The sequence below is a fragment of the Azospirillum doebereinerae genome (assembly GCF_003989665.1).
Classification (GTDB): Bacteria; Pseudomonadota; Alphaproteobacteria; order Azospirillales; family Azospirillaceae; genus Azospirillum; species Azospirillum doebereinerae.
In genome coordinates, this window is record NZ_RZIJ01000011.1 from 156,204 (window position 1) to 182,027 (window position 25,824).

General features: G+C 70.1%; 23 protein-coding genes. 6 read left to right on the forward strand and 17 right to left on the reverse strand.

All coding sequences use genetic code 11. From position 1 onward, the window contains the following. Positions 1-97 precede the first annotated feature (97 nt). From EJ913_RS15425 to EJ913_RS15435, 3 genes are read right to left on the reverse strand one after another with little or no spacing between them, the layout of a single operon-like run. Positions 98-1,300: a glutathionylspermidine synthase family protein gene (locus EJ913_RS15425; RefSeq protein ID WP_126999380.1), complete on the reverse strand. Its 1,203-nt coding sequence runs from the start codon at positions 1,298-1,300 to the stop codon at positions 98-100. Between the two features lie 4 nt (positions 1,301-1,304). After that, positions 1,305-1,922, reverse strand: coding sequence for a DUF1190 domain-containing protein (locus tag EJ913_RS15430; RefSeq protein ID WP_126999382.1), 618 nt, complete (start codon positions 1,920-1,922; stop codon positions 1,305-1,307). A 16-nt stretch (positions 1,923-1,938) separates the two neighbouring features. Beyond that, positions 1,939-2,352: a DUF350 domain-containing protein gene (locus tag EJ913_RS15435; RefSeq protein ID WP_126999384.1), complete on the reverse strand. Its 414-nt coding sequence runs from the start codon at positions 2,350-2,352 to the stop codon at positions 1,939-1,941. Between the two features lie 212 nt (positions 2,353-2,564). On the opposite strand from EJ913_RS15435, the gene EJ913_RS15440 reads away from it, so the two are divergent. Both EJ913_RS15440 and EJ913_RS15445 read left to right on the forward strand, forming a co-directional pair. Next, entirely contained in the window at positions 2,565-2,885 is a 321-nt protein-coding gene (locus EJ913_RS15440) for a hypothetical protein (RefSeq protein ID WP_126999385.1), read from the forward strand. 128 nt (positions 2,886-3,013) lie between these two features. Continuing rightward, entirely contained in the window at positions 3,014-3,964 is a 951-nt protein-coding gene (locus EJ913_RS15445) for an MBL fold metallo-hydrolase (protein WP_126999387.1), read from the forward strand. Positions 3,965-4,029: 65 nt separating this feature from the next. On the opposite strand, the gene EJ913_RS15450 is transcribed toward EJ913_RS15445, so the two are convergent. The 3 genes from EJ913_RS15450 to EJ913_RS15460 all read right to left on the reverse strand — a co-directional run bounded on the left by EJ913_RS15450 (position 4,030) and on the right by EJ913_RS15460 (position 7,544). After that, on the reverse strand, positions 4,030-4,224 hold the full coding sequence (locus EJ913_RS15450; protein WP_126999389.1) for a DUF2783 domain-containing protein: 195 nt from the start codon (positions 4,222-4,224) through the stop codon (positions 4,030-4,032). 26 nt (positions 4,225-4,250) lie between these two features. Next, positions 4,251-5,909, reverse strand: coding sequence for an FAD-dependent oxidoreductase (locus tag EJ913_RS15455; RefSeq protein WP_126999391.1), 1,659 nt, complete (start codon positions 5,907-5,909; stop codon positions 4,251-4,253). Positions 5,910-6,188: 279 nt separating this feature from the next. Continuing rightward, positions 6,189-7,544, reverse strand: a complete 1,356-nt coding sequence (locus EJ913_RS15460; protein ID WP_126999393.1) for an esterase-like activity of phytase family protein — start codon at positions 7,542-7,544, stop codon at positions 6,189-6,191. Between the two features lie 325 nt (positions 7,545-7,869). On the opposite strand from EJ913_RS15460, the gene EJ913_RS15465 reads away from it, so the two are divergent. Both EJ913_RS15465 and EJ913_RS15470 read left to right on the forward strand, forming a co-directional pair. Further along, on the forward strand, positions 7,870-9,042 hold the full coding sequence (locus EJ913_RS15465; RefSeq protein WP_126999395.1) for an amino acid aminotransferase: 1,173 nt from the start codon (positions 7,870-7,872) through the stop codon (positions 9,040-9,042). A gap of 34 nt (positions 9,043-9,076) precedes the next feature. Continuing rightward, a complete protein-coding gene (locus tag EJ913_RS15470; RefSeq protein WP_126999397.1) occupies positions 9,077-9,721 on the forward strand; it encodes a YitT family protein in 645 nt (214 codons plus the stop codon). Positions 9,722-9,731: 10 nt separating this feature from the next. Here the strand turns inward: EJ913_RS15470 and EJ913_RS15475 are convergent, their stop codons facing one another. From EJ913_RS15475 to EJ913_RS15525, 10 genes are all read right to left on the reverse strand, one after another. Continuing rightward, positions 9,732-10,649: a DMT family transporter gene (locus tag EJ913_RS15475; protein WP_126999399.1), complete on the reverse strand. Its 918-nt coding sequence runs from the start codon at positions 10,647-10,649 to the stop codon at positions 9,732-9,734. Next, on the reverse strand, positions 10,646-11,695 hold the full coding sequence (locus EJ913_RS15480; protein ID WP_126999401.1) for a histone deacetylase family protein: 1,050 nt from the start codon (positions 11,693-11,695) through the stop codon (positions 10,646-10,648). The genes EJ913_RS15475 and EJ913_RS15480 overlap by 4 nt, the downstream gene beginning before the upstream one ends. A 202-nt stretch (positions 11,696-11,897) precedes the next feature. After that, positions 11,898-13,139 (reverse strand): Zn-dependent hydrolase, encoded by a 1,242-nt coding sequence (locus tag EJ913_RS15490; RefSeq protein ID WP_126999403.1) that lies wholly within the window; start codon positions 13,137-13,139, stop codon positions 11,898-11,900. Positions 13,140-13,305: 166 nt separating this feature from the next. After that, positions 13,306-14,292, reverse strand: coding sequence for a ketopantoate reductase family protein (locus tag EJ913_RS15495; protein WP_126999405.1), 987 nt, complete (start codon positions 14,290-14,292; stop codon positions 13,306-13,308). Continuing rightward, positions 14,289-15,941 (reverse strand): ABC transporter ATP-binding protein, encoded by a 1,653-nt coding sequence (locus EJ913_RS15500; protein WP_126999406.1) that lies wholly within the window; start codon positions 15,939-15,941, stop codon positions 14,289-14,291. Before EJ913_RS15500 ends, EJ913_RS15495 begins: the two co-directional genes overlap by 4 nt. A gap of 67 nt (positions 15,942-16,008) precedes the next feature. Then, the gene (locus EJ913_RS15505) at positions 16,009-16,851 is read right to left on the reverse strand and encodes an ABC transporter permease (protein ID WP_126999408.1); all 843 of its coding nucleotides are present in this window, start codon (positions 16,849-16,851) and stop codon (positions 16,009-16,011) included. Next, positions 16,851-17,831 carry an ABC transporter permease gene (locus tag EJ913_RS15510; RefSeq protein ID WP_126999410.1) on the reverse strand — a complete coding sequence of 327 codons (981 nt, stop codon included), beginning with the start codon at positions 17,829-17,831 and terminating at the stop codon, positions 16,851-16,853. The genes EJ913_RS15505 and EJ913_RS15510 overlap by 1 nt, the downstream gene beginning before the upstream one ends. Positions 17,832-18,105: 274 nt before the next feature. Continuing rightward, on the reverse strand, positions 18,106-19,752 hold the full coding sequence (locus EJ913_RS15515; protein ID WP_126999412.1) for an ABC transporter substrate-binding protein: 1,647 nt from the start codon (positions 19,750-19,752) through the stop codon (positions 18,106-18,108). Between the two features lie 74 nt (positions 19,753-19,826). Further along, entirely contained in the window at positions 19,827-20,603 is a 777-nt protein-coding gene (locus tag EJ913_RS15520) for a class II aldolase/adducin family protein (RefSeq protein ID WP_126999480.1), read from the reverse strand. Positions 20,604-20,629: 26 nt separating this feature from the next. Next, complete coding sequence (locus EJ913_RS15525; protein ID WP_126999414.1) at positions 20,630-21,979, reverse strand: M20 family metallopeptidase; 1,350 nt, start codon at positions 21,977-21,979, stop codon at positions 20,630-20,632. A gap of 465 nt (positions 21,980-22,444) precedes the next feature. Here EJ913_RS15525 and ubiM point away from each other — a divergent pair, with 465 nt between their 5' ends. Both ubiM and EJ913_RS15535 read left to right on the forward strand, forming a co-directional pair. Continuing rightward, entirely contained in the window at positions 22,445-23,614 is a 1,170-nt protein-coding gene (gene ubiM, locus EJ913_RS15530) for a 5-demethoxyubiquinol-8 5-hydroxylase UbiM (RefSeq protein WP_126999416.1), read from the forward strand. 118 nt (positions 23,615-23,732) lie between these two features. Continuing rightward, positions 23,733-24,680 (forward strand): LysR family transcriptional regulator, encoded by a 948-nt coding sequence (locus EJ913_RS15535; RefSeq protein ID WP_126999418.1) that lies wholly within the window; start codon positions 23,733-23,735, stop codon positions 24,678-24,680. A 154-nt stretch (positions 24,681-24,834) separates the two neighbouring features. Here the strand turns inward: EJ913_RS15535 and EJ913_RS15540 are convergent, their stop codons facing one another. Then, positions 24,835-25,821: a 3-hydroxybutyryl-CoA dehydrogenase gene (locus tag EJ913_RS15540; RefSeq protein ID WP_338019078.1), complete on the reverse strand. Its 987-nt coding sequence runs from the start codon at positions 25,819-25,821 to the stop codon at positions 24,835-24,837. Positions 25,822-25,824 lie beyond the last annotated feature (3 nt).

Consider the following 25,824-nt stretch of genomic DNA (forward strand, 5'->3'; position numbering starts at 1 on the left):
GGAGAGGGGGCCGGACTTTTGCCAGCGTTCGGCGGAGTTCCCTCTCCCGCAACGCGGGGGAGGGTTTAGGGAGGGGGCAAACGCCGCCGGGGCTGCCTCACCCGATCCGATGCGGGACGAAGCGGCTGGTGTTGCCGGTGATCAGGGCGCGGTCCTCTCGGATGCCCATCCCGCACGCCGTGCCCCCGGCCATCCAGACGCCGAAGACGGCGTGGTTGCCGTCCGCCTCCGCCAGCGGCGTGAAGGCCTGATAGACCCAGCCGTCCTCCACATACGGCCCCTCCGTCTGGGCGATCGGCTGACCGACCGGGAGGCCGGCGGCGTCCAGGGTCGCGATGCTGACGTTGCGGCCCTCGCGGCCGAGCAGCGGCTTGGCCACCACCGTGCTGCCGGCCGGAAAGCCGCTGCGGTCGAGCGCGGTCGGCAGCAGGTTCGGGTGGCCGGGGTTTAGTTCCCACAGCAGGGCGAACAGCCCCTTGGACGCCATCACCATCTTCCAGGCCGGCTCGATCACCCGGATCCGCCCTTGCGCAGCGGCGGCGACCAGTTCGCGGCCGGTCGTCTCCCCGATCATCCAGTCCCAGGGATACAGCTTCATCAGATGCCGGATCGGCAGCCCGGCATCGTCCAGGAAGCGCTGGGAGGAATCGTCGTAGCGGATCGCCTGGATCGGCATCGCCTTGGTGGTCATGCCCGCCCGCAGCGCCAGCGTCTGGAGGTAGGCGATGGTCGCCTCGTCCTCCGGGTGCGGCATCAGGCAGGCGAAATGAACCGCCTCCTCCTGGGTGCCGAGCCCCGGAAATTCCCGCATCCGCGCCTGCCAGCGTTCGACCAGAGCCTCCTCCAGGCTGTTGAACTGGTCGTCCTCCGGGTGGGTGTCCTGGAGCCAGCACCATTGCGCGACCGCCGTCTCGTAGAGCGAGGTCGGCGTTTCGGCGTTCAGTTCCAGCGCCTTGGGCGGACCGCCCTTGCCGTCCCAGGCGAAGTCGAAGCGCGCGTAGAGCGGCATGTCCCGCGCGTCGCGTTCGGCCCAGCTCGCCTCGATGGCCGGGGCGGCCCAGCGGGGGATGCCGACCGCCTCGTACAGGCCCCGCGTCACCACATGGCCGACCGCCGCCTCGCACAGCCGGTAGACCTCCTCGGCGGCGGCCTCCAGCGTTTCGATTTCAGCGAGGGAGAAGCGCCAATGGGCGCTTTCGTCCCAATAGGGCGTGCCGTCCTCGTCCGTGTGGAAGGGGAAGCCGATCTCGTCGAGCTTGGCCTGCCACTGCGGGCGGGGTGTCGTCCGGACGCGCTCCATGGCGTCAGCTTCCCGAGAAGCCGTGCGAGGAGCCGGTCGAGCCGAACCCCGCGCTGCGCCCGGTCGTCGGGACCGTGAAGGACTTGCCCGCGTTGGCCCCGCCGGGCCGGTAGTAGGAGCCGGAGCTGGTGGCGACCCCGCCCGATCCCTGCCGCGCCTGATCCTGGCGCGGCAGCACCGGCGCGGTTCCGATCTGGGTCCGGCCGGTGCGCGCGTAGCCCTGGCGGTCGAAATAGACCGGCTGCGAGAAGCCGCCGGACAGGCTGCGCCCAACCATGAAACCGACCAGCGCCGGGACGAAGACGTTGCCCATGCCGCTGCCCTGGCCGCCGCCCGGATTGTCCGCCTGACCGTTCGCCTGGGCGTCGTCCGCCGGGGTGCAGGCGCCGTCGCCCATCTCCGCCTCGCAGGCCTCGCGGCTGGCGAAGCGCGGGGCGGTCGCTTGGTGCTCCTGGCGGGCGGCGGCGAAGGCCGTGCCGCAGTCGGCGGCGGACATCTCGACGGCGCAGGCCTCGACGGACGGGAAGACGGTCGTGGCCTCGGGCGCGTCCTCGCCGCAGGCGACCAGGATCGGGCTGATGCCGCCCAGCAGCAGGGCCGCCACGGTGTGGGAGCGTTTCATCGGATCCCTCCTTCCCTCAATAGGTCAGCGAACCGTAGTTCAACAGCCCGACCGCGATGGACAGGCTGCCGAGCAGAACGCCGTAGGCGGTGCGGTCGGCCTCGACCCCGGCGCGGAAATCGGGCAGCAGCACGCGCGAGCCGATGACGTAGGCGACGATCTGCGAGACCAGCGCGATCACCCCCCACACCGCCAGATCGAGGAGGCTGGTGGTGTGGGACGCGACGCTCATCAGCGGCAGGGCGAAGCCGATCATGGCGCCGCCGAGCGTGAGCGCGGCGGTGGTGTTCCCCTGGCGGACCAGCGCCAGATCGCGGTACGGCGTGACGGCGGTGTAGGCCACGATGAACAGCATCAGGAAGCCCAGCATCACCGCCGCGAAGAGCAGATAGGACGGCAGGGTCGTCAGGGACTGGAGAATGGGCGCCATGCGATCATCCGACGTTACGTTGTCCGGCCGCAGGGTTGCACCTCATGCGGGCATGCGTCCAGCGCCAATCGGGAGGATTGCGCTGGAGGTTGGTCATACGCCCTCGCATCGGGCCGCCGCGTCCGTCCGACCGCGCTGCCCGCCACGGATCGTTCCGCGCGGCGCGCTGTTGGTCCTGCAACGCGGAATTTTCAAAGACGGGAACCGGCATCATGGAACGCACGCAGATCGACCTGTCCGGCTGGCTTCTCCTGTCGATCGCGGGCGAGGAATACCTGATGGGCCACAGCGAACAGACCGGCGCGCTGCTGCTGTCCGCCCCGCTGGTGGAAGTGGATCCCGCCGTCACGCCGGAGTGGGCGGTGGCCGATGGCGGCATGCGCTACCGGCTCGCCCCGTCGCGGGGGTTGCGCGACGCCCAGGATCTCGACGACGCGGCGGCGCTGCTCGCCGATTCGCTGGCGGCCTGGGGGATTCCGGACGAGGAGCGGGCGGCGGCCATGCAGCAGGTCTTCGGCCCGTCGCCGTCCTGACTCCGCCCACGGCAGGAGCCGCGTGGGGAACGCGTTGCATGATTTCATTTGAAACGGTATGTTCGACCAATCAACAGGCGGTGCCGCGCCGCGCCGTCCCGCGAACCACCGGCTTCGGGAATCCCGCCATGTCCAGTTCCTTCGCCTCGCACGCCGACCTCGACGACAAGACGGTCAGCTTCGACCGGCTCTCCGACAACGCCTACGCCTACACGGCGGAGGGCGATCCCAACACGGGCGTCGTCGTCGGCGACGACGCGGTGATGGTGATCGACACCCAGGCGACGCCGGTCATGGCGCAGGACGTCGTCCGCCGCATCCGGACGGTGACCGACAAGCCGATCCGCCACGTCGTGCTGTCGCACTACCACGCGGTGCGCGTGCTCGGCGCCTCGGGCTATGCGCCAGAGCAGATCATCGCCAGCGAGGACACCCGCGACCTGATCGTCGAGCGCGGCGAGGCCGACATGGCGAGCGAGATCGGCCGCTTCCCCCGCCTGTTCCGCGCCGTGGAGTCGGTGCCCGGCCTGACGTGGCCGACCATCACCTTCACCGGCAAGATGACGCTGTGGCTGGGCGGGCTGGAGGTGCAGCTTCTCCAGCTCGGGCGCGGGCACAGCAAGGGCGACACGGTGGTGTGGCTGCCTCGGCAGAAGATCCTGTTCTCCGGCGATCTGGTCGAATACGGCGCCACGCCCTATTGCGGCGACGCCTATTTCACGAACTGGCCGGCGACCCTGGACGCGCTGGCGGCGCTGAAGCCGGAAAAGCTGGTGCCGGGGCGGGGCGCCGCGCTGACCACGCCCGAGCAGGTGCAGGAGGGGCTGCGCGGCACCCGCGCCTTCACCAGCGAGCTGTTCGCGCTGGTCCGCCAGGGCGTCGCGGCCGGCAAGGATCTGCGCGCGATCTACAAGGAGACCCACGCCGCCCTGAAACCGACCTTCGGCCATTGGGTGATCTTCGACCACTGCATGCCGTTCAACGTCACCCGCGCCTACGACGAGGCGACGGGCCACGTCGATCCCCGCATCTGGACCGCCGAGCGCGACCAGGAGATGTGGCGCCAGTTGGAAGGGTGAGCGAACCCGGACGGGAACCGCCCGCCCTTTCGTGGAGGGACTCGCGAAAGGGCGGGCGGTTTGCCTCACACCCCCTTGCGGGCGTGGGACAGGGCCTCGCGCAGCACGTCCATGTCGCCGATGTGGTTGGCGAGCAGGAGGATCAGCTTGGCGTTGACCATGCCGCTCTGTTCGGCGGTCAGGTCGCGGTGGGTGTCGATCAGCGCCTCGTAGAAATCGTCGGGGCTGGGAAGGCGGTTTTCGGTCGCGAGCGTGGGCATGGGGGCGTTCCTTTCCGGTCGGAGGCTCAGCGGCCGATGGCGCGGTTCAGCGCCTCGGCCAGCGCGGCGGCGTCGACGTGGCGCCAGCGGCCGGCGACGTGCTGGTCGGGGCGGATCAGGTAGAGGCTGCCGGGCGTCGCGTCGTAGCGCTCCCGGAAACGGCCGTTGACGTCCACCAGCTCGTTCGGCCGGGCCTCGCGGCGGCGGTCGGTGACGGCGAACCACGCGAAGGGGATGCGGCCCCGCGCCAGCGCGTCCAACCGCGCCGCCGTCTCGGCCGGCACCGGGTCGGCACCGGCGTGGTACAGCGCCACGAAGCGGCCGCCCAGCCGGTCCATCAGCCAGCCCGGCTGGCCGTTCTCCTCGACCGGAGCGTCGGTGGCCGGCGCCCCCGGCACCATGCGGCCGGCGAAGGACCCGGTGTCCGGGGTGTTCAGCGCGCTGCCGGCGTAGGTCGTCGGCGTCGACAGCCGGCCGGAGTTGACCAGCGACCGCGCGAAGGGATGCTCCCCCGCCAGATCCAGCACCGCGTCGCGGAACAGACGGCTGACCGCGCTCTTGGGGGTGATGAAGTCGGTGGAGCGGGTCGAGTTCAGCAGGTTTTCCCTGGCCGCCGCGACGCGCTCCTCCGAATAGCTGTCGAGCAGGCGGTCGGGCGCCACCCCGTCCATCACCAGCTTCAGCTTCCAGACCAAGTTGTCGGCGTCGGGCACGCCGCTGTTGGCGCCGCGCGCGCCGAACGGCGAGACCTGATGCGCGCTGTCCCCGGCGAAGAGGACCCGGCCGTGGCGGAAGCGCTCCAGCCGCCGGCACTGGAAGGTGTAGACCGACACCCATTCCAGCTCGAACGCCGTGTCCGCGCCCAGCATCGCCTTCAGCCGGGGGACGACGTTCTCGGGCTTCTTCGCCTCCTCCGGGTCGGCGTCCCGGCCGAGTTGGAAGTCGATGCGCCAGACGTTGTCCGCCTGCCGGTGCAGCAGGGCGGATTGGCCGGGGTGGAAGGGCGCGTCGAACCAGAACCAGCGCTCCGCCGGGAAATCCGCCTTCATCACCACGTCGGCGATCAGGAAGCGGTCCTGGAACACCTGCCCGACGAACTCCAGCCCCAGCATCTTGCGCAGGGGGGAGCGGGCGCCGTCGCAGGCGATCACCCAGTCGGCTTCCAGGGTGTGGACGCCGTCGGGGGTCTCGACGCCCAGCGTTGCGTGGCCGTCCCGCTGGTCGAGCGACACCACGCGCGATTTCCAGCGCAGGTCGACCAGCCCGGTCTTCCTGGCCTCGGCGACCAGATGCTCCTCCAGGTAATATTGCTGGAGATTGATGAAGGCGGGGATCTTGTGGTCCGGCTCGGGCAGCAGGTCGAACTGGTAGACCTGATCGTTGCGGTGGAAGACCCGGCCGACGTTCCAGACCACGCCCTTGTCGATCATCCGCCGCGCGCATCCCAGCCGGTCCCAGACCTCCAGCGCGCGCTTGGCGTAGCAGACGGCGCGGCTGCCGACGCTGACCGTGTCGTCCTCGTCCAGCACGACGGCCGGCACGCCCTGGCGCGCCAGATCGAGCGCCGCCGTCAGCCCGACCGGCCCGGCCCCGACCACCACGACGGGGTGGCGCCGCACGACGCCGGTCCGTTGCTCCTCCGTCTGGAGGTAGGGGAATTTCGGGTAGCCGTATGTGGAAAGCATGCCGTGTCCTCCCGCCTTTTATTATTGGGGAAGGATACAGTTTCATATGATACATTTTCCAGCGGAAAAGAGCTGGAATGGCAGTGCGCCGGGTGCCCCCTCCCTAACCCTCCCCCGCTCTCGGCGGACCAAAGGTCCGCCTGCCGCGTCAGCGCAAACCGTAGGTTTGCGCGAGAGCTTCGCGGGAGAGGGAACTCCGCCGAACGCCGACAAGGGTCCGGCCCCCTCTCCCGCCAAAGGCGGGGGAGGGATGGGGAGGGGGCACGCGCCAGTCCGCCGTCACTTGGCCTTCAAGAACGCCTCGACGTTCAGCAGGACCAGTTCGTTGTCGTCGGCCACGTTCGGCTCGCGGCTGCTGGAGTAGGGCAGGTTGTTGTCGTTGCCGACCACGATGTGCTGGGCGTCCACCACGTCGACGTTCTCGATGGTGAAGAACGGGAAGGCCAGCGCGCCGTCGGTCAGCGGCTTGCGCGCCTTCCTGTTCGGGTCGGCGATGCGCATCAGGTCGATGTAGCCGATCTTGCGCAGCGGGCCGCCGGCGTTGGCGTCGGTCAGCTCGATCTTGTAGACGCGCTTGAACTGGGCGACGCTGGAGAAGCAGTTGACGGTCGGCTGGCCCTGCGCGCAGGCCTTGTCGGCGGTGCCCTCGCCGTTGTCGCGCTCGATGATCAGGCCGGTGGTGGCGTCGATCATGTTGAAGTCGCCGATGGCGTTGCCGGCCTTCTCCAGCGCGTAGAGCCAGGACCGGCCCGACCACGCCTCCTTGGCCACGTCGAACTCCAGGACGCGCAGGGCGTCCTTGCCGTCAGCGGTCTTCTCGAACGCCTTGGCGTCGGCGTTCCACAGCGGCCCTTCGAGCAGCGCGTAGAGGAACTTGCCGTCCTTGGACGAGGCCATGCCCTCGAAGCCCTTGGAGCGGCGGACCTGGAAGGCGACGCCGTCGGTCGGGCTGGCCGGGGTGGTGACGGCCGGGTTGTCGGGCGAGCGCACGACCTTGCCCTCCACCAGCGTGTCGAACACCGCCTGGACGCGGCCCTTGAGGTCGGCCTTGATCAGGAAGGGACCGAACTCGTCGCCGATCCAGAAGGAATCGCCGACGATCTGGAAGCTCTCCGTGTCGAAATCCGACCCGGTGAGGTAGCGCGTGTCGGTGCCCTCCTGGACGATGCGGAAGGGCACCTTCTTGTCGGGATCGTGCAGGAAGACGGTCTCCAGCCGCTCGAAGGCGCCGCTGGCGAAATCGACCTTGTAGCGGTTCAGGTACAGCATGCTGTCGGGCGAGTTGGCCTTGGCGCCGAAGCCGTTGTCGGTCAGGATCCAGAAGCTGCCGTCCGCCATGCGCTTGATGCCCGAATGGCCCTGCAACGGCTGGCCGGCGAAGGGCAGGGAGACGCCGGTCGGCCGGTCGGCCGATTTGCCCTCGACCGAGCCGATGGTGTCGACGCGGCGGCCGGTGGTGAACTTGCCCGAGACCTTCAGATCGGCGGGGGCGTCGGCGGGGGCGTCGACGAAGCTCTTGGCCGGCAGGATCGCGTGGCCGTCCAGGGTGGCGGGGAAGGCGTCCTGGGCGTGGGCGGTCGGCGTCAGCGACAGCGCGATCAGAGCCGCGCCCATGCAGGTCAGCGTGCGGAACATTGTGCGGAGGCTCCAGGGGGAGGTTGCGGAATGGAAGGCCCCCTTATGCCGGGCGGCGTGTGTCGGGTTCGTGATGCTTCCGCTATGGATTTTTGAACCTTGGGCCGGGCGGTTGCGGAACCTTGTGGACGGGAAACCGCGCCGGGCTTTCATACGACGTCGTATGGGCACGCCATGGTCCCGCCATGCGTGGCCGGCCCGGCTGTGCTGCGGATGCGAAGGGGGGATCGACAAGAGCGGGGGTTCCTGGCAATCCTCCCCGATGTGAGACGGTTGCCGACGCAACCGTTTTCCCTTCCTCCGCTGCAAGACCGGACACCCCGCCATGTTCAACGCCCTTTCCCGCCAGCCCGACGACGCCCTGCTCGCCCTGATCGGCCTCTACAAACAGGACCCGCGCGCGGACAAGGTCGATCTGGGCGTCGGCGTCTACCGCGACGAGGAAGGGCGCACCCCGGTGTTCCGCGCGGTCAAGGCGGCCGAGCGCATCCTGCTCGACGGCCAGGACAGCAAGGCCTACATCGGGCTGGAGGGCGACACCGTCTATCTCGACCGGCTGTGGACCCTGGTGGGCGGCGAGGCCGGGGCGCGGGTGGCGTCCGCCGGGGTGCAGACTCCGGGCGGCTCGGGCGCGCTGCGGCTGGCGGCCGATCTGGCGCTGCGCGGCGGGGCGACGCGCATCTGGGTCGGCATGCCGAGTTGGCCCAACCACGCCGGCATCTTCGCCGCCGCCGGGCTGGAGGTCGCGACCTATCCCTTCTTCGACACCGCGACGCAGACGGTTCTGTTCGACCGCATGATCGAAGCGCTCGACGGCGCCGAGCCGGGCGACGTGGCGCTGCTGCACGGAAGCTGCCACAACCCGACCGGCGCCCCGCTGTCGCTCGATCAATGGGCGACGGTCGCCGCGACGCTGGAGAAGCGCGGGGTGCTGCCGCTGATCGATCTGGCCTATCAGGGCTTCGGCCGTGGGCTGGACGAGGACGCCGCCGGGCTGCGCCACGTCATCGCCTCGGTGCCGGAGGCGCTGGTCGCGGTGTCGTCGTCGAAGTCCTTCGGGCTGTACCGCGAGCGGACCGGCGCCATCTTCGCCGTCGCGGCGGCGGCGGGCGCGGCCGATCTGGCGCGCTCCAACCTGATGGCGCTGGCCCGCACCAGCTATTCGATGCCGCCCGACCACGGCGCCGCCGTGGTGCGGACGATCCTGGGCGACGCGGCGCTGACCCGCGACTGGACCGACGAGTTGAACGTCATGCGCGCCCGCATCGAGGGGCTGCGCCGGGCGATGGCCGCCGGGCTGCGCGGCGCGTGGCCGGCGCTGGACGCCGTCGAGCGCCAGGAGGGCATGTTCTCCCTGCTGCCGCTGACCGAGGCCGAGGTGCTGCGGCTGCGTTCCGAGCACGCGATCTACATGCCGACCTCGGGCCGCGTGAACATCGCCGGGCTGAAGACGGCCGAAGCGGAGGCCGTGATGGCGAAGATCGCGGCGCTGCGCTGAGTTCGGACGCCTGACCAGGAAGCGGAGCGACGCCATGTCCGACACCATCGCCACGCCGACCTCCCCGGCCGCCCAGACGGAGGTGGAGCGCCACCAGCTCTACGAGGACGCGCTGGCGATGCTGCTCGGCACGCTGTTCATCGCGCTGGGCATGATGCTCTACGCCAAGACCATGCTGCTGACCGGCAGCATCGCCGGGGTGGCGCTGCTGCTCAGCTACGTGACTCCGGTGTCGTTCGGCAGTTTGTTCTTCCTCATCAACCTGCCCTTCTACGCGCTGGCCTGGAAGCGGCTGGGCTGGCGCTTCACCCTGCGCACCTTCATCGCGGTGGGGCTGGTGACGCTGTTCTCGCGAATGACGGAATCCTGGATCGGCATCGCCCATCTCGACCCGGTCTACGCCACGGTGGTCGGCGGCGGGCTGTGCGGGACGGGGCTGCTGATGCTGTTCCGCCACCGCACGGGGCTGGGCGGCGTCAACATCCTGGCGATCTACCTCCAGGAGCGATACGGCGTCCGCGCCGGCTATTTCCAACTCGCCGTGGATCTGGCGATCCTGGCGGCGGCCTTCTTCGTGCTGACGCCCGACCGCCTGCTGCTGTCGGTGGTGGGCGCCACCATCGTGAACATGATCCTCGCCATCAACCACAAGCCGGGCCGCTATCTGGGCGTGACCTGAGAGGCTCGCCTCAGCCTTTCGCGGGCCGCTTGGCGCCCAGCACGCAGGCCACGGCGGTCAGGATCAGCAGCAGCGCCACCGCCAGCCGGGGCGTCACGGGGTCGCCGAGAATCACCACCGCCCCGCCGACGCCGACGATGGGGATCAGCAGCGTGCTGACCGCCGCCTCGCCCACCGTCAGCCGGCGCACGGTGACGTACCACAGCGCCTGGGCGGCGCAGATCGAACACAGGATGTGCCACGCGAAGCCGACCCAGACGGCCGGATGAAGGTCGGCGACGGCCGGGCGGGTCTCCGTCGTCGCGGCGGCGATCATCGGCAGGGCGCAGACCACGTATTGCCAGCCGGTGATGACCGTCGGGCGCGCGCGCCAGACCCGCCGCTTCATCACGATGGTGCCGAGCGCCCAGGCCAGCGCCGCCCCCAGCATCAGCGCCGGGCCGAGCAGGGCGGCCGGCGGGGCCGACAGCGCCTCCGGCCCCATCAGCACCAGCAGCCCGGCCAGCCCGCAGGCCAGCCCGGCGAACTGGCGCCCGCCCGGCCGCTCGCCAAGCAGCGGGATCGCCAGCAGCGTCGCCCAGACCGGCATGGTGAAGGCGATGATGGCCGCCTGCGAGGTCGCCATCATCGTCTGCCCGAAGGCGGTGCACAGGTTGAAGGCCAGCACGTTGAACAGCCCGCCCAGCAGCAGCGCCGGCACCTCCGCCCGGTCCACCCGCAGGCGCTGGCCCGACAGCCGGGCGGCCCCCAGCAGCAGGACGGCGCCGGCCGTGAAGCCGATGGCCCGCAGGCTGAGCGGCGGCATCTGGGTCAGGATGGTCTTCACCGCCGGCCAGTTCAGGCCCCAGAACAGGCTGACCGTGGCGATCAGCGCGTATTTGACCGGATCGCGGCCGGTCCCGGCCGTGCCGGCGGTGGTGGCGCTCATGCCATCGCGCTTTCGTACCCGTCGAGGAAGCTGCCGAGGTTGGCGGCGAGGTCGTCCACGGCGTAGCCGCCCTCCTGCACCAGCACGGTCGGCAGGCCGGCCTTGGCGATCAGCGCCGCCATTTTGGCGAAGCCGGGGGTGGTGACGCCGAAGGCGGCGAGCGGATCGTTGATGAAGGTGTCGAAGCCCAGCGAGAGGAACAGCATGTCGGGCGCGAAGCGGGCGATGGTGTCCAGGCTGCGGCCGATGGCGGCGAGCACGGTCGCCTCGTCGCTGCCGATGGGGAGCGGCAGGTTCAGGGTGTAGCCCTCGCCGCGCCCGATTCCGCGCTCCTGCTCGTAGCCGGCCATGTGGGGGTAGAACTGCGCCGGGTCGCCGTGGACCGAGACGAAGAACACGTCGTCGCGTTCGTAGAAGATGTCCTGCGTGCCGTTGCCGTGGTGCACGTCCACGTCGAGGATGGCGACGCGCGCCGCCTTGCCCTGGCTCCGCAGGATGGGCAGCACGGATTCGGCGGCGACGGCGACGTGGTTCAGGTAGCAGAAGCCGCCGGCCATGTCGCGGGTGGCGTGGTGGCCGGGCGGGCGGCACAGCGCGTAGGCGGCGCGGTCGGCGCCGGTGGCGACCAGCCGGGCGGCGTGGATGGCGGCGTTGGTGGCCGCGCAGGTGGCGGTCCAGGTGTGGGCGTCGATCGGGCAGGCCGTGTCGTACATGTGCCAGCCGGCCTGCCCGACGATGGACGCCGGGTAGGACGGCACGCGCTGCATCTTGTGGACGTTGGGCAGCACCACGTCGCCCATGCCGCCCTCGGCCATCCAGCGCGCGTGGGCGGTCTCCAGGAAGGCGAGGTAGGCGGGGGTGTGGACGGCGGCGCGCGGGGCGGAACCGTAGTCGTCGGGGCGGATCAGGGCGCCGCCGCGCGTCTCGACCAGGGCGGCCAGCGCGCCCAGCCGCTCGGGCTTCTCGGGCAGGGCGCGCAGCTGGCCCTTGTTGAAGTAGGTCGAGGGGCGGTGCAGTGCCGCGTCGGGGTGGTGGACGAACTTCATCGGGGAAACTCCGGGGCGGAAGGGCGGACCGATCGCTGGAAGCCCCTCTCCCCTTGCGGGAGAGGGGTTGGGGTGAGGGGCAAGCAAATCCTTTCGCCTACGGCGAATACACCTCATCCCAACCCTTCTCCCGCAAGGGGAGAAGGGCTCTTCGCTTGGTTCGAGCGATTGCCTGGGGCGGGAGAGGGCGATGCGGGCGGGGTCAGGCGGCGCCGGCCGTGGCGACCAAGGCTTCGAACAGCACGGCGGCGCCGCGTGCGCCGTCGGCAGGGGCGATGTTCTCGACCTCGTTGTGGCTGATGCCGTCCTCGCAGGGGATGAAGACCATCGCGGTCGGCACCTTGCCCGCCACATAGACCGCGTCGTGCCCGGCGCCCGACACGATGTCGCGGTGGCTGAACCCGAAGCCCGCCGCCGCGTCGCGCACGCGTTTCACCAGCGTGGCATCGAAGGGCGTGGGCGGGAACTCCCAGAAATCCGCGACCTCGGCGGTCACCCCGGCCTCATCGGCGATGGCGGCGACGGCGTCGCGGAAGCGGCGGTCCATGCCGGCCAGCGTCGCGGCGTCGGGGTGGCGCAGATCCACCGTGAAGAACACCCGGCCGGGGATGACGTTGCGCGAATGCGGGTGGACGTCGAGGATGCCGACCGTCGTGCAGGCGTCGCCGGGCGTCTCCAGCCCCAGCGCCTGCACCGCCGTCACCATCCGGGCCGACGCCACCAGCGCGTCGCGGCGCAGGCGCATCGGGGTCGGGCCGGCGTGGGCCTCGACGCCGGTGACCGTCACCTCGTACCAGCGCTGCCCTTGCGCGCCGGTGACGACGCCGATCTCCTTCTCCTCGACCTCCAGCACCGGGCCCTGCTCGATGTGGGCCTCCAGATAGGCGTGCATCGGGTGCTCGACCGGGGCGTCGCCGGCGTAGCCGGTGCGGACCAGCTCGTCGCCCAGCCGGGCGCCGTCCTGGGCGATCTTGTCGAGGATCTCGTCGAGCGTGAACACGCCGGTCGCCACCCCCGACCCCATCATCGGCGGCGAGAAGCGCGAGCCCTCCTCGTTGGTCCAGACGGCGACCTCGACGGGATGGCGGGTGGCGAGGCCCCGGTCGTTCAGCGAGCGGATCACCTCCAGCCCGGCTAGCACGCCGAACACGCCGTCGAAGCGGCCGCCGGTCGGCTGGGTGTCGAGGTGGCTGCCCATCACCACCGGGGGGAGGCTCGGGTCGCTGCCGGGGCGGCGGGCGAAGATGTTGCCGACGCGGTCGACGGTGACCGTGCAGCCGGCGGCCTCGCACCAGGACACGAACAGGTCGCGCCCGGCCTTGTCCTCGTCGGACAGCGCGAGGCGGCAGCTTCCGCCCTTGGCCGTGGCGCCGATCTCCGCCATCGCGGCGAGGCTGGCCCACAGCCGGTCGGGGTTGATGGGCAGATTGGAGGGCAGGGACATGGGGCAGGGCTCCAGGGAGCGGGAGGATGGATGGGATGGTGGGAGAGCGCCTTGCCCCCTCCCTAACCCTCCCCCGCTGCGCGGGAGAGGGGACCGTGAGGATGCGGGGGCCGGCTCCCTCTCCCGCCAAGGGCGGGGGAGGGTTGGGGAGGGGGCCGCCCTGCGCTCACGCCGCCAGCTCGCTGCGGCGCTCGCGCGCCCGCAGATCGACCAGCGCCAGGACCGCGCGCATCATCGGCACCTCGGCGCCGACCCGCTCGGCCAGCTCGATCACCGCGCCGAGGATGGCGTCCAGCTCCAGCCGGCGCCCGGCCTCGTAGTCCTGGAGCATCGAGGTCTTGAACTCGCCGACGCCGGCGGCCATGGCGATGCGCTCGTCCACGCTGGTGGCGAAGGTCACGCCCAGGCGTTCGGCGACCGTCTTGGCCTCCAGCATCAGGGCGCGGCCGACGTCGCGGGTGCCGGGGTCGTTGCACAGCCGGCCCAGCGTGGCGCCGGTCAGCACGCTCAAGGGGTTGAAGCCCAGATTGCCCCACAGCTTCACCCAGACCGCCTGCCGGATGTCGGCGGTCCGCGCGGGCTGGAAGCCGGCCTGCCCGAACAGGGTGACGATGCGGTCCACGACGGGACGGTCGCGGTCGGCGGCGTCGCCGAAGACGAAACGCTGGTCGCTGATGTGACGGATTCGGGTCGGGCCGTCGCCCTCCACCGCGACGAAGGTCGTGGCGCCGACCACCCGGTCGGGGTCGATGGAGCGCCACAGCAGACCGTCGGGATCGACGCTGCGCAGCGGCCGGTCGGCCAGCGGCTCGGGCTGCCCGTGCGGGTACCACCAGGGAACGCCGTTGATCATCGGCACGATGGCGGTCTCCGGCCCCAGCAGCGGCGCCAGCGTGTCCACCGTGCCGCGCAGCGCGTGCGCCTTGACGCAGAGGATCACCACGTCCTGATGCCCGAGCGACAGGGAATCGTCGGTGACGCGCGGGTGCAGCCGGGCGACGCGGTTGAGCGGCGTGACCATGGTCAGCCCGTCGCGCCGGATCGCGGCGGCGGCGTTGGGGCGGGCGACCAGCGTCACCTCCGCCTCGGTGGCGCCGAGCCGCGCGGTCAGCAGCCCGCCGACAGCACCGGCCCCGACGATGGCGACCTTCATGATGCGGCTCCCACGACCGGCGCCTTCTGCAGGTCGTCCGGGATGTGCCACGCCTTGCCGGGGATGGCGTCGAGCAGGGTGCGGGTGTAGGCGTCGCGCGGGTGGGTGAAGACCTGCCGCGAGGTCCCCATCTCGACGATCTTGCCGCGCCGCATCACCGCGATGGTGTCGCAGACCTGGGCCGCGACCCGCAAATCGTGGGTGATGAACAGCATGGCGAGGCCGAGCCGCTTGCGGATGTCGTCCAGCAGCTCCAGCACCTGCCCCTGCACCGACACGTCGAGCGCCGAGACCGGCTCGTCGGCGACCAGCAGCTTGGGCTCCATGGCGAGCGCGCGGGCGATGCCGACGCGCTGGCGCTGCCCGCCGGAGAACTCGTGCGGGAAGCGGTCGGCCGCCGAGCCGTCGAGCCCGACCATCGCCAGCAGCTCGCGCGCCCGTTTCAGCGCCTTGTTGCGGTCCTCGCCGAAGGCGACGGGGCCTTGCGCGATGATGTCGCCGATGCGGTGGCGCGGGTTCAGCGAGGCGTAGGGATCCTGGAACACCATCTGCACCCGCCGCCGGTAGGGGCGGAAGCCCTTGGCGTCGAGCGACAGCAGGTCGGTGCCCTCGAACAGGATGCGGCCCGAATCCGGCTTGATCAGGCCGACGATGCTGCGGCCGAGCGTCGATTTGCCGGAGCCGGATTCGCCGACCAGCCCGACCGTCTCGCCGGGGTGGATGGTCAGCGACAGGTCGTCGCCGGCCACCACGGGCTTGGACTTCCTGAACAGCCCGCCGCCGACGTGGAAGGTCTTGCGCACCTTCTCGGCGACCAGCAGCGGCGCGCCGGACTTGGCGTGGTCGTCGCGGTGCTCGATGTAGTGGGGGACCGAGGCGATCAGTTGCCGGGTGTAGGGGTGCTGCGGGCGGTTCAGCACGTCGCCGGCTGCGCCGTACTCCACCAGCTTGCCGTGGCGCATCACCGCGACGCGGTGGGCGATCTCCGCCACCACGCCGAAGTCGTGGGTGATGAACATCATGCCCATGTGGCGCTCGGCCTGGATCGCGCGGATCAGGTCGAGGATCTGCTTCTGGGTGGTGACGTCGAGCGCCGTGGTCGGCTCGTCGGCGATCAGGATGTCGGGCTGGCAGGCCAGCGCCATGGCGATCATCACGCGCTGGCGTTGGCCGCCCGACAGGCGGAACGGGTAGGCGTCGGCCAGCTCCGCCGGGTTGGGCAGGCCGACCTGATCGAGAAGCTCCACCACGCGGGCGTGCCGGGCCGGGGCGGGCAGGGGGGTGTGGGCGCGCAGCGATTCGCCGATCTGCCGGCCCACCCGCATCAGCGGGTTCAGCGCGGTCATCGGCTCTTGGAACACCATGGCGATGCGGCCGCCGCGCAAAGACCGTTGCTCGGCCTCGGGCATGGTCAGCACGTCCCTGCCCTTGAACAGCAGGCTGCCGGCGGAGACCCGCACATGCGGGTGCGGCAGCAGGCCCATCATGGCGTGGGCGGTCATCGACTTGCCCGAGCCGGACTCGCCGACGACGCAGAGAATCTCGTTCGCGTTGAGCGTGAAGGTCAGGTTGTCCACCGCCAGCGGGCGGTCGGCGCCGGGCGGCAGCGCGATGCTGAGGCCGCGAACGTCCAGCAAGGGAACGGTCATGTCGGTCGTCTCCGGCACGGCTTGGGCCTGGGAAGGGGGGCCTGGGAAGGGAGTTCGGCTCATCGGATCAGCCCCGCGAGCGGGCGAGCTTGGGGTTCAGCGCGTCGTTCAGCCCCTCGCCGACGAGGTTCAGCGCCAGCACGGTCAGCACGATGGCCAGACCGGGGAAGAAGCTCATCCACCACGCCTGCCGGATCACGGTGCGGGCGGCGCCGATCATGTAGCCCCAGCTCATCGCGTTGGGATCGCCGAGGCCGAGGAAACTCAGCGAGCTTTCCAGCAGGATCGCCGTCGCCACCATGAGCGAGGCCGAGACGATGATCGGCGACAGGCTGTTGGGCAGGATCTGGCGCAGGATGATCGCGCTGTTCGACTGGCCGGTGGTGATGGCGGCCTGGACGAACTCGCGGGTGCGCAGGCTCATGAACTCGGCGCGGGCCAGCCGGGCCAGCGGCGGCCAGCTGACGATGGCGATGGCGGCGACGATGGTGGTCAGGCTCGGCGTGAAGATCGCCACCAGCACCACGGCCAGCACGAAGTTGGGGATGGTCTGGAACAGCTCGGTGAAGCGCATGATCGCGTCGTCCACCCGGCCGCCGTGGAACCCGGCCAGCGCGCCCAGCGTCACCCCGATGGCGAGCGCGGCGGCGGTGGAGGTCAGGCCGATCAGCAGCGACACCCGCGCGCCGTGCGCGATGCCGGCCGCGATGTCGCGCCCCAGCATGTCGGATCCCAGCGGCGAGCCGTCGGACAGCGGCGGCTGGAACGGGGCGGTCGCCATGTCCCACGGATCGCCGGGGAACAGGACGGAGGCGAAGGCCGCCAGCACCAGGATGCCCGCCAGGATGACGAGGCCGAAGACGGCGCCCTTGTTGCGGGCGAAGGCCTTCCAGAAGTCAGCGTTGATCATCAGCGAGCCGCCTGGATGCGAGGATCGACGATGCCGTAGAGGATGTCGGTCAGGATGTTGAAGAGGATCACCATCACCGAGGTGACGAGGAAGATGCCGAGCAGCACCTGATAGTCGCGTTGCAGCACCGCCTCGAAGGCCAGCCGCCCGATGCCGGGCCACGCGAAGACCGTCTCGATCAGGATGGAGCCGCCGACGAGCTGCCCGGCCTGGATGCCCGCCACGGTGATGACCGGCAGGATGGCGTTGCGCAGGACGTGGCGGGTGACGATGTGCGACTGCGACAGGCCCTTGGCCTTGGCGGTCTTGACGAAGTCCTGGCCGCGCACCTCCAGCATCGAGGCGCGGGTGAGGCGCGCGTAGCCGGCCATGTAGAACAGCGCCAGCGTGATGACCGGCAGGATCAGGTGTTGCGCCACGTCGGCGGCGTGGGCCAGACCCGTGTAGCCGGCGCCGATGGTCTCGTAGCCGAAGGCCGGCAGCCAGCCGAGCTGGATGGAGAACAGCAGGCTCAGCATCAGCCCGATCCAGTAGATCGGCGTCGCGTAGGCCAGCAGGGCCACGACGGTGATGGCGCTGTCCGCCCAGGTGCCGACGGTGATCGCCGCCAGCGTGCCGAGCGCCACGCCCGCCGCCAGCGCCAGCAGGAAGGCGGTCAGGGTGAGGATCAGCGTCGCCGGCAGGCGCTCCGCCAGGATGTCCCACACGGGCCGCTGCTGGCGGTAGGAGAAGCCGAGGTCGCCTTGCGCGATCTTGCCGACATAGGTGGCGAGCTGTTCGTGCAGCGGGCGGTCGAGGCCGAACTGCTGGCGGAGCTGTTCGACGAACTTCTCGTCGGCGGCGCCGGCCTCGCCCGCCATGACCATGGCCGGGTCGCCGGGGGCGGCGTGGACGAGGAAGAAGTTCATCACCACGATGGCGATCAGGATCGCGAGCGCCTTGACGAGGCGGCTCGCGAAGAGTTGGGCGAATCCCAGCATGGGCGTGGTTCCTCGGCTAAACGCCCTCTCCCGTCCCGGGAGAGGGCGTGCAGGCGACGGCCGCAGGCCGGACGAGCGCCGAAGGCGATCGTAGACGGAACGCGGTCGTGAGACTTGCGAACGACCTCGGGACCCACCGCGCAGCGGTGGGGAGGGTGAGGGGCTATCGGGCGTGGTACTGAATCCATGTTCCGATAGCCCCTCACCCTTCCCGCTTTCAGCGGGCCCCTTCCCTCTCCCGGGGCGGGAGAGGGAAAGTCAAACGGAGACGGCGTTACTTCGCCGCCAGCCAGACGTCCTCGTAGGTGTCGTTCACGCCGATGGCGGTCTTGTTGGCGTTCTTGACCCGCTTGTCGAGGAAGGTCGGGAACTCCATCTCCAGCAGCCAGACGACCGGCAGTTCGTCGGCCAGGATTTGCTGGACCTCGCTGTAGTCGGCCTGACGCTTGGCCGGGTCGATCTCGCGCGCCGCGCTGGCGAACAGCGCGTCCACCTTCGGGTTGGAATAGCCCATGGTGTTGGTGAACAGCACGCCCTTGCGGATGTTGTCCGAGATGTAGGTGCGCGCCACGCCCAGCGCCGGGTCGCCGTACTGGTAGAGGAAGTTCGTGGTGATCTCGTAGTCCCAGTTCGCCACGCGCTGGCTCCAGCCGGCGGCGTCGGTGCTCTCCAGCGTCACCGCGATGCCGGCCTTGCCGAGCGCCTGCTTCAGGTATTCGCCGAGCCGGGTCCAGGTCTCGCCGTAGGGCATCGGCATGATCTTGACCGTCGCGCGCACGCCCTTGGCGTCCGGCTTCAAGCCCATCTCGTCCAGCAGCGCCTTGGCCTTCTCGACGTTCGGCTCGTAGGTGGTGACCTTCGGGTCGTAGAACTTGACCACCGAGTTGATCGGGCCGGTCGGCACGCGCCCCAGGCCGAACCAGATCTTGTCGCGGATGAACTTGCGGTCGATGGCGTAGGCGATGGCCTTGCGGAAGCGCTTGTCGTCCAGGGGCTTGACCCGGTGGTTGATCTCCAGCCAGGACAGCGGCGCCACGAACTCGTAGCCCTTGGTGCTGAGGTCGAGGTTCGGCAGCGCCTTCAGGCGCGGCACCTCGAAGGGCTCCACGTCGCTGTACTGGGTCTGCTGGACCTGACCGCTCTCCAGCGCCAGCGAGCGGCTGGCGGCGTCGGGGATGACGCGGAAGGTGATGCCGTCGAGGTAGGGCAGGCCCTGCTTGTAATAGGCCTCGTTGCGGACGAGCTGGATGTGGCTGCCCTTGACCCATTCCTTCAGCTTGAACGGGCCGGTGCCGATCGGCGTCGCGTTGGCCGGGTTGGCGCGGAAGTCGCTGCCCTCATAGATGTGGGCCGGGACCATCGGGGCCGACGACACCTCGAAGGATTGCAGGAAGGCCGGGAAGGGCTCCTTCAGCTTGAACTCGACGGTCAGGTCGTCCGGCGCGGTGATCGACTCGCAGCGGGCGAAGACGGCGCGGGCGCGGGGGTGGACCTCCATCAGGAACTTCGAGGTCGAGAAGACGACGTCCTTCGCGGTGAAGGGCTTGCCGTCGTGCCACGTCACGTTCTCGAACAGCTTGAAGGTGTAGGTGAGGCCATCGGGCGACACCGTCCAGCTCTTGGCCAGCGACGGCATCGGTTCGAGCTTCTGGTCGTAGGTCAGCAGGCCCTGGTAGATTTTGCCGGCGACCGTCTGGGTCGGCCCCTGCTGGTTGAGGCCGAGCATCAGGGTCGGCGGCTCGGGCTGCACGATGCTGTTGAGGACACCGCCCTTCACCGGGGTTTCCTGCGCTGCGGCCGGGGCCGCCGTGATGCCGGAGAGCGCCGGGATGGCGAGCACGGCGGCGAGCAGGCCGGCGGCGGCGGCGCGCTGGAAGCCGGTCGGAAAGCCAAGGGTGAGGCCGGAAATGCGTCGTGTCATGCGGGTGTCCTCGTCTCCGATAAGGTGAAAGTGTCGCGACCCTGCTGTTCTTGCTTTTCGGTCTTGTTTGAAAATCAGCGCGGCCCGGTGGGGCCGGTCGTGCCGTCGAGCCAGCGCACCAGCGACTCCCATTCCAGGACGCCGGCGCGCGGGTAGGCGTGTTCGTACTGGCGGGCGGTGTGCTCGCAGACCTCGGCCGGCGGGGTGATCAGCGGGCGGCCGCCGGACAGCGCCATCACCTGCTGGCGGCAAGCCTGCTCCAGGTAGTACATGAGGATCGCCGCCTCCGGCACGTCCTGGCCGACGGTCATCAGGCCGTGGTTGCGCAGGATCATGGTGTGGTGCGTGCCGAGATCGGCGACCAGACGCTCGCGCTCGGCCAGATCCAGCGCGATGCCCTCGTAGTCGTGGTAGGCGATGCGGTTGTACCAGCGCAGCGAATGCTGGGTGATCGGCAGCAGCCCGTCCGCCTGGGCGCTCACCGCCATGCCGGCGTCGGTGTGCAGGTGGATGACCGCGCCGGCGTCGTGGCGCGCCCGGTGGACCGCGCTGTGGATCGTGAAGCCGGCCGGGTTGATCTGGTCGCCTTCGCGCTCCTCGACCAGATTGCCGTCGATGTCGACCTTGACCAGATTGTCCGGCGTGACCTCGTGGAACATCAGGCCGTAGGGGTTGATCAGGAAATGGTCGGGCGTGTCCGGGATGCGCGCCGACATGTGGGTGTAGATCAGGTCGGTCATGCCCAGCCGGTCGAACAGCCGGTAGGCGGCGGCGAGGTCGGTCCGCGCCTTCCACTCCACGTCGGAGCAGTTGCGGGTGGAGCGGGGGGCGTGGGCGGCGTTGGCGATCATGGCGGTTTCGTCTCTCAAGAACAGGATCAGGCGGCTTCCAGGCCGCACCAGCCGGCGATGAACAGGGCCAGCACGCGGGTCACGTCGCGGACGCTGTCCAGCGACACCGATTCGTCGATGCCGTGGATGCGCGTCGCCTCCGGGCCGTAGCAGGTGGCCGGCGTGTCGCCGTACAGCGCGAAGAAGCGGGCGTCGGTGGTGCAGGTCAGCGCGACGTGGCGCGGCTCGTCGCCGCGCACGGCGCGGTGGCTGTCGGCCATCATCGTCATCAGCGGGTGGGTTGGGTCGATCTCGCAGCCTTCCGCCTGGAAGCCGGCCCAGACCAGATCGGCGGTGACGCCCTTCAGGGCGGGGTCGTTGCGCAGGGCGTCGGCCAGCGCGTCGGCGACCTCGCCGCGCACGGCCTTGGGGTCCTGGCCGGGGAAGAAGCCCAGCCGCAGATCCACATTGCAGCGCGTCGGCACCGAGGAGGCCCATTCGCCGCCCTCGATCCGCCCCAGGTTGATGTTGAGCGGGTGGGGGTGGCCGCAGAAGGCGTGGTGGCGGCGGCCCGGCGCGTTCCAGCGGATCTCCAGCGCCTTCAGGTGGGCGGCCAGCGTCGTGGCGGCTTCGATGGCGTTGGTCCCGGCCGAGGTGTCGAGCACATGGGCCGGCGTGCCGGTCACCACCAGCCGCACCCACATCACGCCGACCTGCGCCACCGAAAGCGTGTGGTTGAACGGCTCCGGGATCACGGCGGCGTCGGCGCGGTAGCCCCGGTGCAGGCAGGCCAGCGCGCCGTTGCCGGTGCACTCCTCCTCGATCACCGTCTGGAGGTAGACCGGGGCGGCGGGGCGGTAGCCGAGGCTCGCCAGCGCCTCGAAGGCGGCGGTGTAGGCGGCGATGCCGGCCTTCATGTCGCCGGCCCCGCGCCCGTAGAGGCGGCCGTCGGCGATGCGCGGCTCGAAGGGCGGGGTGGTCCACAGCTCGGCCGGGCCGGTCGGCACCACGTCGATGTGGCCGTTCAAGATCAGCGAGCGGCCGGTGGCGTTGCGCGGCGTGTGGACGCCGACGACGTTCTCGCGGCCCTCGTAGGCGCCGGGCAGCACCGGCGGCGAGAAGCCGGGCAGGGCGGAGAGCGCCGCCTCGTCCACCGCGAAACGGTCCACCGCCAGCCCGAGGGCGGCGAAACGGTCGGCCATCAGCGCCTGCGCCCCGGACTCCTCGCCCAGCAGCGAGGGCTGGCGCACCAGATCGGACAGCAGCGCCACGCAGCGGTCCTGCGCGGCGTCGGCGGCGTCCAGAATGGCGGCGCGCAGCGCTGGGTCCGGCAACGTGTGGTCGAGTCGGCCGTCCGTCTTCGCATCGGCGTTCGTATCGGCCCTGGAAACTTTCATTCCCGATCCTCATCGGTGCGGCCGCGTTGTCTTGCCGCGTTCTGGACAAAAGACAAAACGGTTGTGAAAGCGGCCCTGTCCTTACGGATATGACCGCCGTGACAGCGCCTTCTGCTTTGTGCGTGCGCGGCGATGTTTGGGGCCGCGATGGAACGATTAGGGGGCTTGGCTTGCCATTCGGCAAATAAGCATTTTTCATTTGGCCCATGAATCTGATTTATGCCGCAGTTGCTCAATGGATGAACATCTGCATGAATTTTGGGCGATGCGGCCCATGGCACCGAAAAAGGCAGCCGGCGGCCGGGGGGCGCTTAAGGCCCAGGCGTGGGCGGGGGTGCGACCAGCTGTCCAACCGCAACCTAGAGACTTTCGCGCTTTCAACAGGTTATGTTCCCGCTCGGCACCGGAGCCCTGCGCCGGCCGCCATCCTGCCCGCGCGGCGGGGACACTGCGAAGAGGTGCGCCATGGAATATGATGTGATCGTGGTCGGCGGCGGTCCGGCGGGCCTGGCCTTCGCCCGCTCGCTCGCCGGCAGCGGCCTTCGGCTGGCGGTGGTGGAGCGGCAGCCGCTCGACGCGCTGGCCGATCCCGCGCCGGACGGACGGGAAATCGCGCTGACCCACCGCTCGGTCGATACCCTCGACGCGCTCGGCGCCTGGGCGCATCTCGAACCGGCCGATGTCGCGCCGCTGCGCGCGGCGCGGGTGCTCAACGGATCGTCGCGCTTCGCGCTGACCTTCGGGGCGGCGGGAACCGGCGAGGACCGGTTGGGGCAGCTCGTTTCCAACCACCGGATCCGCCGCGCGCTGTTCCGGACGCTGGAGGGGCAGGACGGCCTGACGCTGCTCGCCGGCGCGACGGTGACGGAGGTCCACACCGACCGGCAGCGCGCGACGGTCGGCCTGTCGGATGGGCGGAGCCTGACGGCGCGGCTGCTGGTCGCGGCGGACTCGCGGCTTTCGGACGTGCGCGACCGGCTCGGCATCGGGGCGGAGATCAACCGGCTGCGCCAGTCGATGATGGTGTGCCGCGTCGCCCACGAGGGCGATCACGGCGGCGTCGCGACGGAGTGGTTCGAATACGGGCACACGATGGCGATGCTGCCGCTCAACGGCCGGGAGTCCTCGGCGGTGCTGACGCTGCCGTCGGCCGTCCTGGGGGAGATCGCGCGCCTCGATCCGGCGGCGCTCGGCGCGGAGCTCACCCGCCGCTACCGCGGGCGGCTGGGGGAGATGCGCCCGGTGGAGGAGCCGCACGTCTACCCGCTGGTCATGACCTACGCCCATCATTTCGCCGCCACCCGCGCGGCCCTGATCGGCGACACCGCCGTGGGCATGCATCCCGTCACCGCGCACGGCTTCAACCTCGGCCTGCAAAGCCAGGGGACGCTCGCCCGGCTCGTCCGCGCGGCGGCGGCGCGCGGAGGGGACATCGCGGCGCCGCTGCTGCTCCGCCGCTACGAGATGGCGCATCGGCTGGCGTCGCGGCCGCTCTACACCGCCACCAAGCTTCTCGTGAGCCTGTACACCGACGAGCGTCCGTCGGTGTCCATCGTCCGCCACGCGGCGCTGCGGGCCGCCGCGCATCTGCCGCTGGTGCGCAGCACCGTCACCAGGATGCTGATGCAGCGCTGAGCGGGCGCGTCCCCCGCACGAAACTCGGTCAACAGGGTTGCCACCGGCCGCGAGTTCCTGATTCATGCTCCTCGCGGGCGCGGGGGGTGCGCCCGCCGAGCGACCGGAGGGGAGTGCGGTGAACGAGACCGAGGCGGAACGTCAGGCTTTGGCCCGTCTGGGGCAGCAGCTCGACTGGAACCTGCTGCGCACCTTCATGGTGATCGTGCAGGAGGGCAGCATCACCAAGGCCGCCGTCCGCCTGTTTTTGACGCAGCCGGCGGTCAGCCTCGCGCTGAAGCGGCTGGAGGAGCAGCTCGGCCGTTCGCTGATCGACCGGGGGCACGGGCGCTTCGCCGTCACCGCCGCCGGGGAGCAGGTCTACGACGAGGCGGTGTCGATCCACGGCACGGTGTCGCGGCTGGGCGCGCTGGTGCGCGACGCCAAGGACGGGGTCAGCGGCCACGTCCACATCCTGATGACCAGCCGCATCCAGACGGCGCGGCTCGACCAGTCGCTGCGCGAGTTCCACCGGCTCTACCCGCAGGTGACCTTCCGCATCGACGTGATGGCCTCGGCCGACGCGCACATCGCCTTGCAGCAGCGGATCGGCGCCATGGCGATCTGCCTGCTGCGGGAGCCGATTCCGGGGCTGGCGAGCATGGTCTTCCTGCGCCAGACCTACCGGCTCTACTGCGGGCCGGAGTTCCGGCTGTTCGGGCGCAAGAACATCGACATCGCGGAACTGCGGCACGAGAATTTCGTGTCCTTCACCTCCGACCAGATCGACGGGGCGCTGTCGCCGCTGACTCTGTTCCGCGCGCGGGAGGGCTTCGCCGGCCGCGTCGTCGCGTCCTCGGCCAATCTGGAGGAGGTGCGGCGGATGATCCTGTGCGACCTGGGCATCGGCCCGCTGCCCGAACACATCGCGGCGCGCGACGTGGAGGACGGATTGCTGTGGGAATTGCCGCCCTACGAGGGCATCGCCCCGGTGAACATCCACCTGATCTGGAGCGAGCAGGGCAAGCTGAACCGCGCGGAACGGGCCTTCCTGGAATATTTGCAGGAGGTCGCGGCGGGGACGTGAGTTTTGCCCTCTCCCGCCCCGGGAGAGGGAAGGGACCCGCGAAGCGGGAAGGGTGAGGGGCTATCGGAACATGGATTTCGTACCACGCCCGATAGCCCCTCACCCGGCCCTTCGGGCCACCCTCTCCCGGGGCGGGAGAGGGGATCTCAGGCGTTTACTTCGCGTAGTCGAAGAAGCCCTTGCCGGTCTTGCGGCCGAGGTGGCCGGCGTCGACCATTTCCTTCAGCAGCGGGGCCGGGCGGTACTTGGGATCGTTGAAGCCGTCGTAGAAGACGTTCATCACGAACAGCATGGTGTCGAGGCCGATCAGGTCGGCCAGCGCCAACGGGCCGATCGGGTGGTTGCAGCCCAGCTTCATGCCGGAATCGATGTCCTCGGCGCTGGCGATGCCCTCCTGGAGGGCGAAGATCGCCTCGTTGATCATCGGGCAGAGGATGCGGTTGACGGCGAAGCCGGGGCTGTTCTTGGCGGTGATCGGCGCCTTGCCGACGCGCTTGGCGAAGGCTTCCGCCGTCGCCAGGGTCGCGTCCGAGGTCTGAAGGCCGCGGATCAGCTCCAGCAGCGCCATCATCGGCACCGGGTTGAAGAAGTGCATGCCGATGAAGCGGTCGGGACGGTCGGTCGCCGCCGCCAGCTTGGTGATCGAGATCGACGAGGTGTTGGTCGCGATCAGCGCGTCCGGCTTCACGATGGCGCAGAGATCCTTGAGGATCTTGACCTTCAGCGTCTCGTTCTCGGTCGCGGCCTCGATCACGAGGTCGCAGGACGCCAGCTTGGACGTGTCGGTGGTCGCGGTGATGAGGGCGAGCGCGGCCTCGCGGGCCTCGGCCGTCAGCTTCTCCTTCTTAACCAGACGGTCGAGGCTGCCGCCGACGGTCTTCAGGCCACGGGCGACGGCCTCGTCGGAGATGTCGGTCATCACCACGGTCAGGCCGGCCGCCGCGCAGATCTGGGCGATGCCGTTGCCCATGGTGCCGGCGCCGATGATGCCGACGGTCTGGATGGCGGTTGTCTCGGTCATGGTCCCTTGTTCCTTCTTGGCTTCGCAGGTGCAGCGTCTTTTACACCCTTTCCTGTGACACGGCGATGATTGTCCGTGGTCGAAACGGCGGGAGGATGCCCCTTTCTCCGTGCGGCCGATCGC

Bases quoted from the DNA above. Each gene is read 5' to 3' on its own strand.
- EJ913_RS15425 (WP_126999380.1), bottom strand. From the start codon at position 1,300: ATGGAGCGCGTCCGGACGACACCCCGCCCGCAGTGGCAGGCCAAGCTC.
- EJ913_RS15430 (WP_126999382.1), bottom strand. From the start codon at position 1,922: ATGAAACGCTCCCACACCGTGGCGGCCCTGCTGCTGGGCGGCATCAGC.
- EJ913_RS15435 (WP_126999384.1), bottom strand. From the start codon at position 2,352: ATGGCGCCCATTCTCCAGTCCCTGACGACCCTGCCGTCCTATCTGCTC.
- EJ913_RS15440 (WP_126999385.1), top strand. From the start codon at position 2,565: ATGGAACGCACGCAGATCGACCTGTCCGGCTGGCTTCTCCTGTCGATC.
- EJ913_RS15445 (WP_126999387.1), top strand. From the start codon at position 3,014: ATGTCCAGTTCCTTCGCCTCGCACGCCGACCTCGACGACAAGACGGTC.
- EJ913_RS15450 (WP_126999389.1), bottom strand. From the start codon at position 4,224: ATGCCCACGCTCGCGACCGAAAACCGCCTTCCCAGCCCCGACGATTTC.
- EJ913_RS15455 (WP_126999391.1), bottom strand. From the start codon at position 5,909: ATGCTTTCCACATACGGCTACCCGAAATTCCCCTACCTCCAGACGGAG.
- EJ913_RS15460 (WP_126999393.1), bottom strand. From the start codon at position 7,544: ATGTTCCGCACGCTGACCTGCATGGGCGCGGCTCTGATCGCGCTGTCG.
- EJ913_RS15465 (WP_126999395.1), top strand. From the start codon at position 7,870: ATGTTCAACGCCCTTTCCCGCCAGCCCGACGACGCCCTGCTCGCCCTG.
- EJ913_RS15470 (WP_126999397.1), top strand. From the start codon at position 9,077: ATGTCCGACACCATCGCCACGCCGACCTCCCCGGCCGCCCAGACGGAG.
- EJ913_RS15475 (WP_126999399.1), bottom strand. From the start codon at position 10,649: ATGAGCGCCACCACCGCCGGCACGGCCGGGACCGGCCGCGATCCGGTC.
- EJ913_RS15480 (WP_126999401.1), bottom strand. From the start codon at position 11,695: ATGAAGTTCGTCCACCACCCCGACGCGGCACTGCACCGCCCCTCGACC.
- EJ913_RS15490 (WP_126999403.1), bottom strand. From the start codon at position 13,139: ATGTCCCTGCCCTCCAATCTGCCCATCAACCCCGACCGGCTGTGGGCC.
- EJ913_RS15495 (WP_126999405.1), bottom strand. From the start codon at position 14,292: ATGAAGGTCGCCATCGTCGGGGCCGGTGCTGTCGGCGGGCTGCTGACC.
- EJ913_RS15500 (WP_126999406.1), bottom strand. From the start codon at position 15,941: ATGACCGTTCCCTTGCTGGACGTTCGCGGCCTCAGCATCGCGCTGCCG.
- EJ913_RS15505 (WP_126999408.1), bottom strand. From the start codon at position 16,851: ATGATCAACGCTGACTTCTGGAAGGCCTTCGCCCGCAACAAGGGCGCC.
- EJ913_RS15510 (WP_126999410.1), bottom strand. From the start codon at position 17,831: ATGCTGGGATTCGCCCAACTCTTCGCGAGCCGCCTCGTCAAGGCGCTC.
- EJ913_RS15515 (WP_126999412.1), bottom strand. From the start codon at position 19,752: ATGACACGACGCATTTCCGGCCTCACCCTTGGCTTTCCGACCGGCTTC.
- EJ913_RS15520 (WP_126999480.1), bottom strand. From the start codon at position 20,603: ATGATCGCCAACGCCGCCCACGCCCCCCGCTCCACCCGCAACTGCTCC.
- EJ913_RS15525 (WP_126999414.1), bottom strand. From the start codon at position 21,979: ATGAAAGTTTCCAGGGCCGATACGAACGCCGATGCGAAGACGGACGGC.
- ubiM (WP_126999416.1), top strand. From the start codon at position 22,445: ATGGAATATGATGTGATCGTGGTCGGCGGCGGTCCGGCGGGCCTGGCC.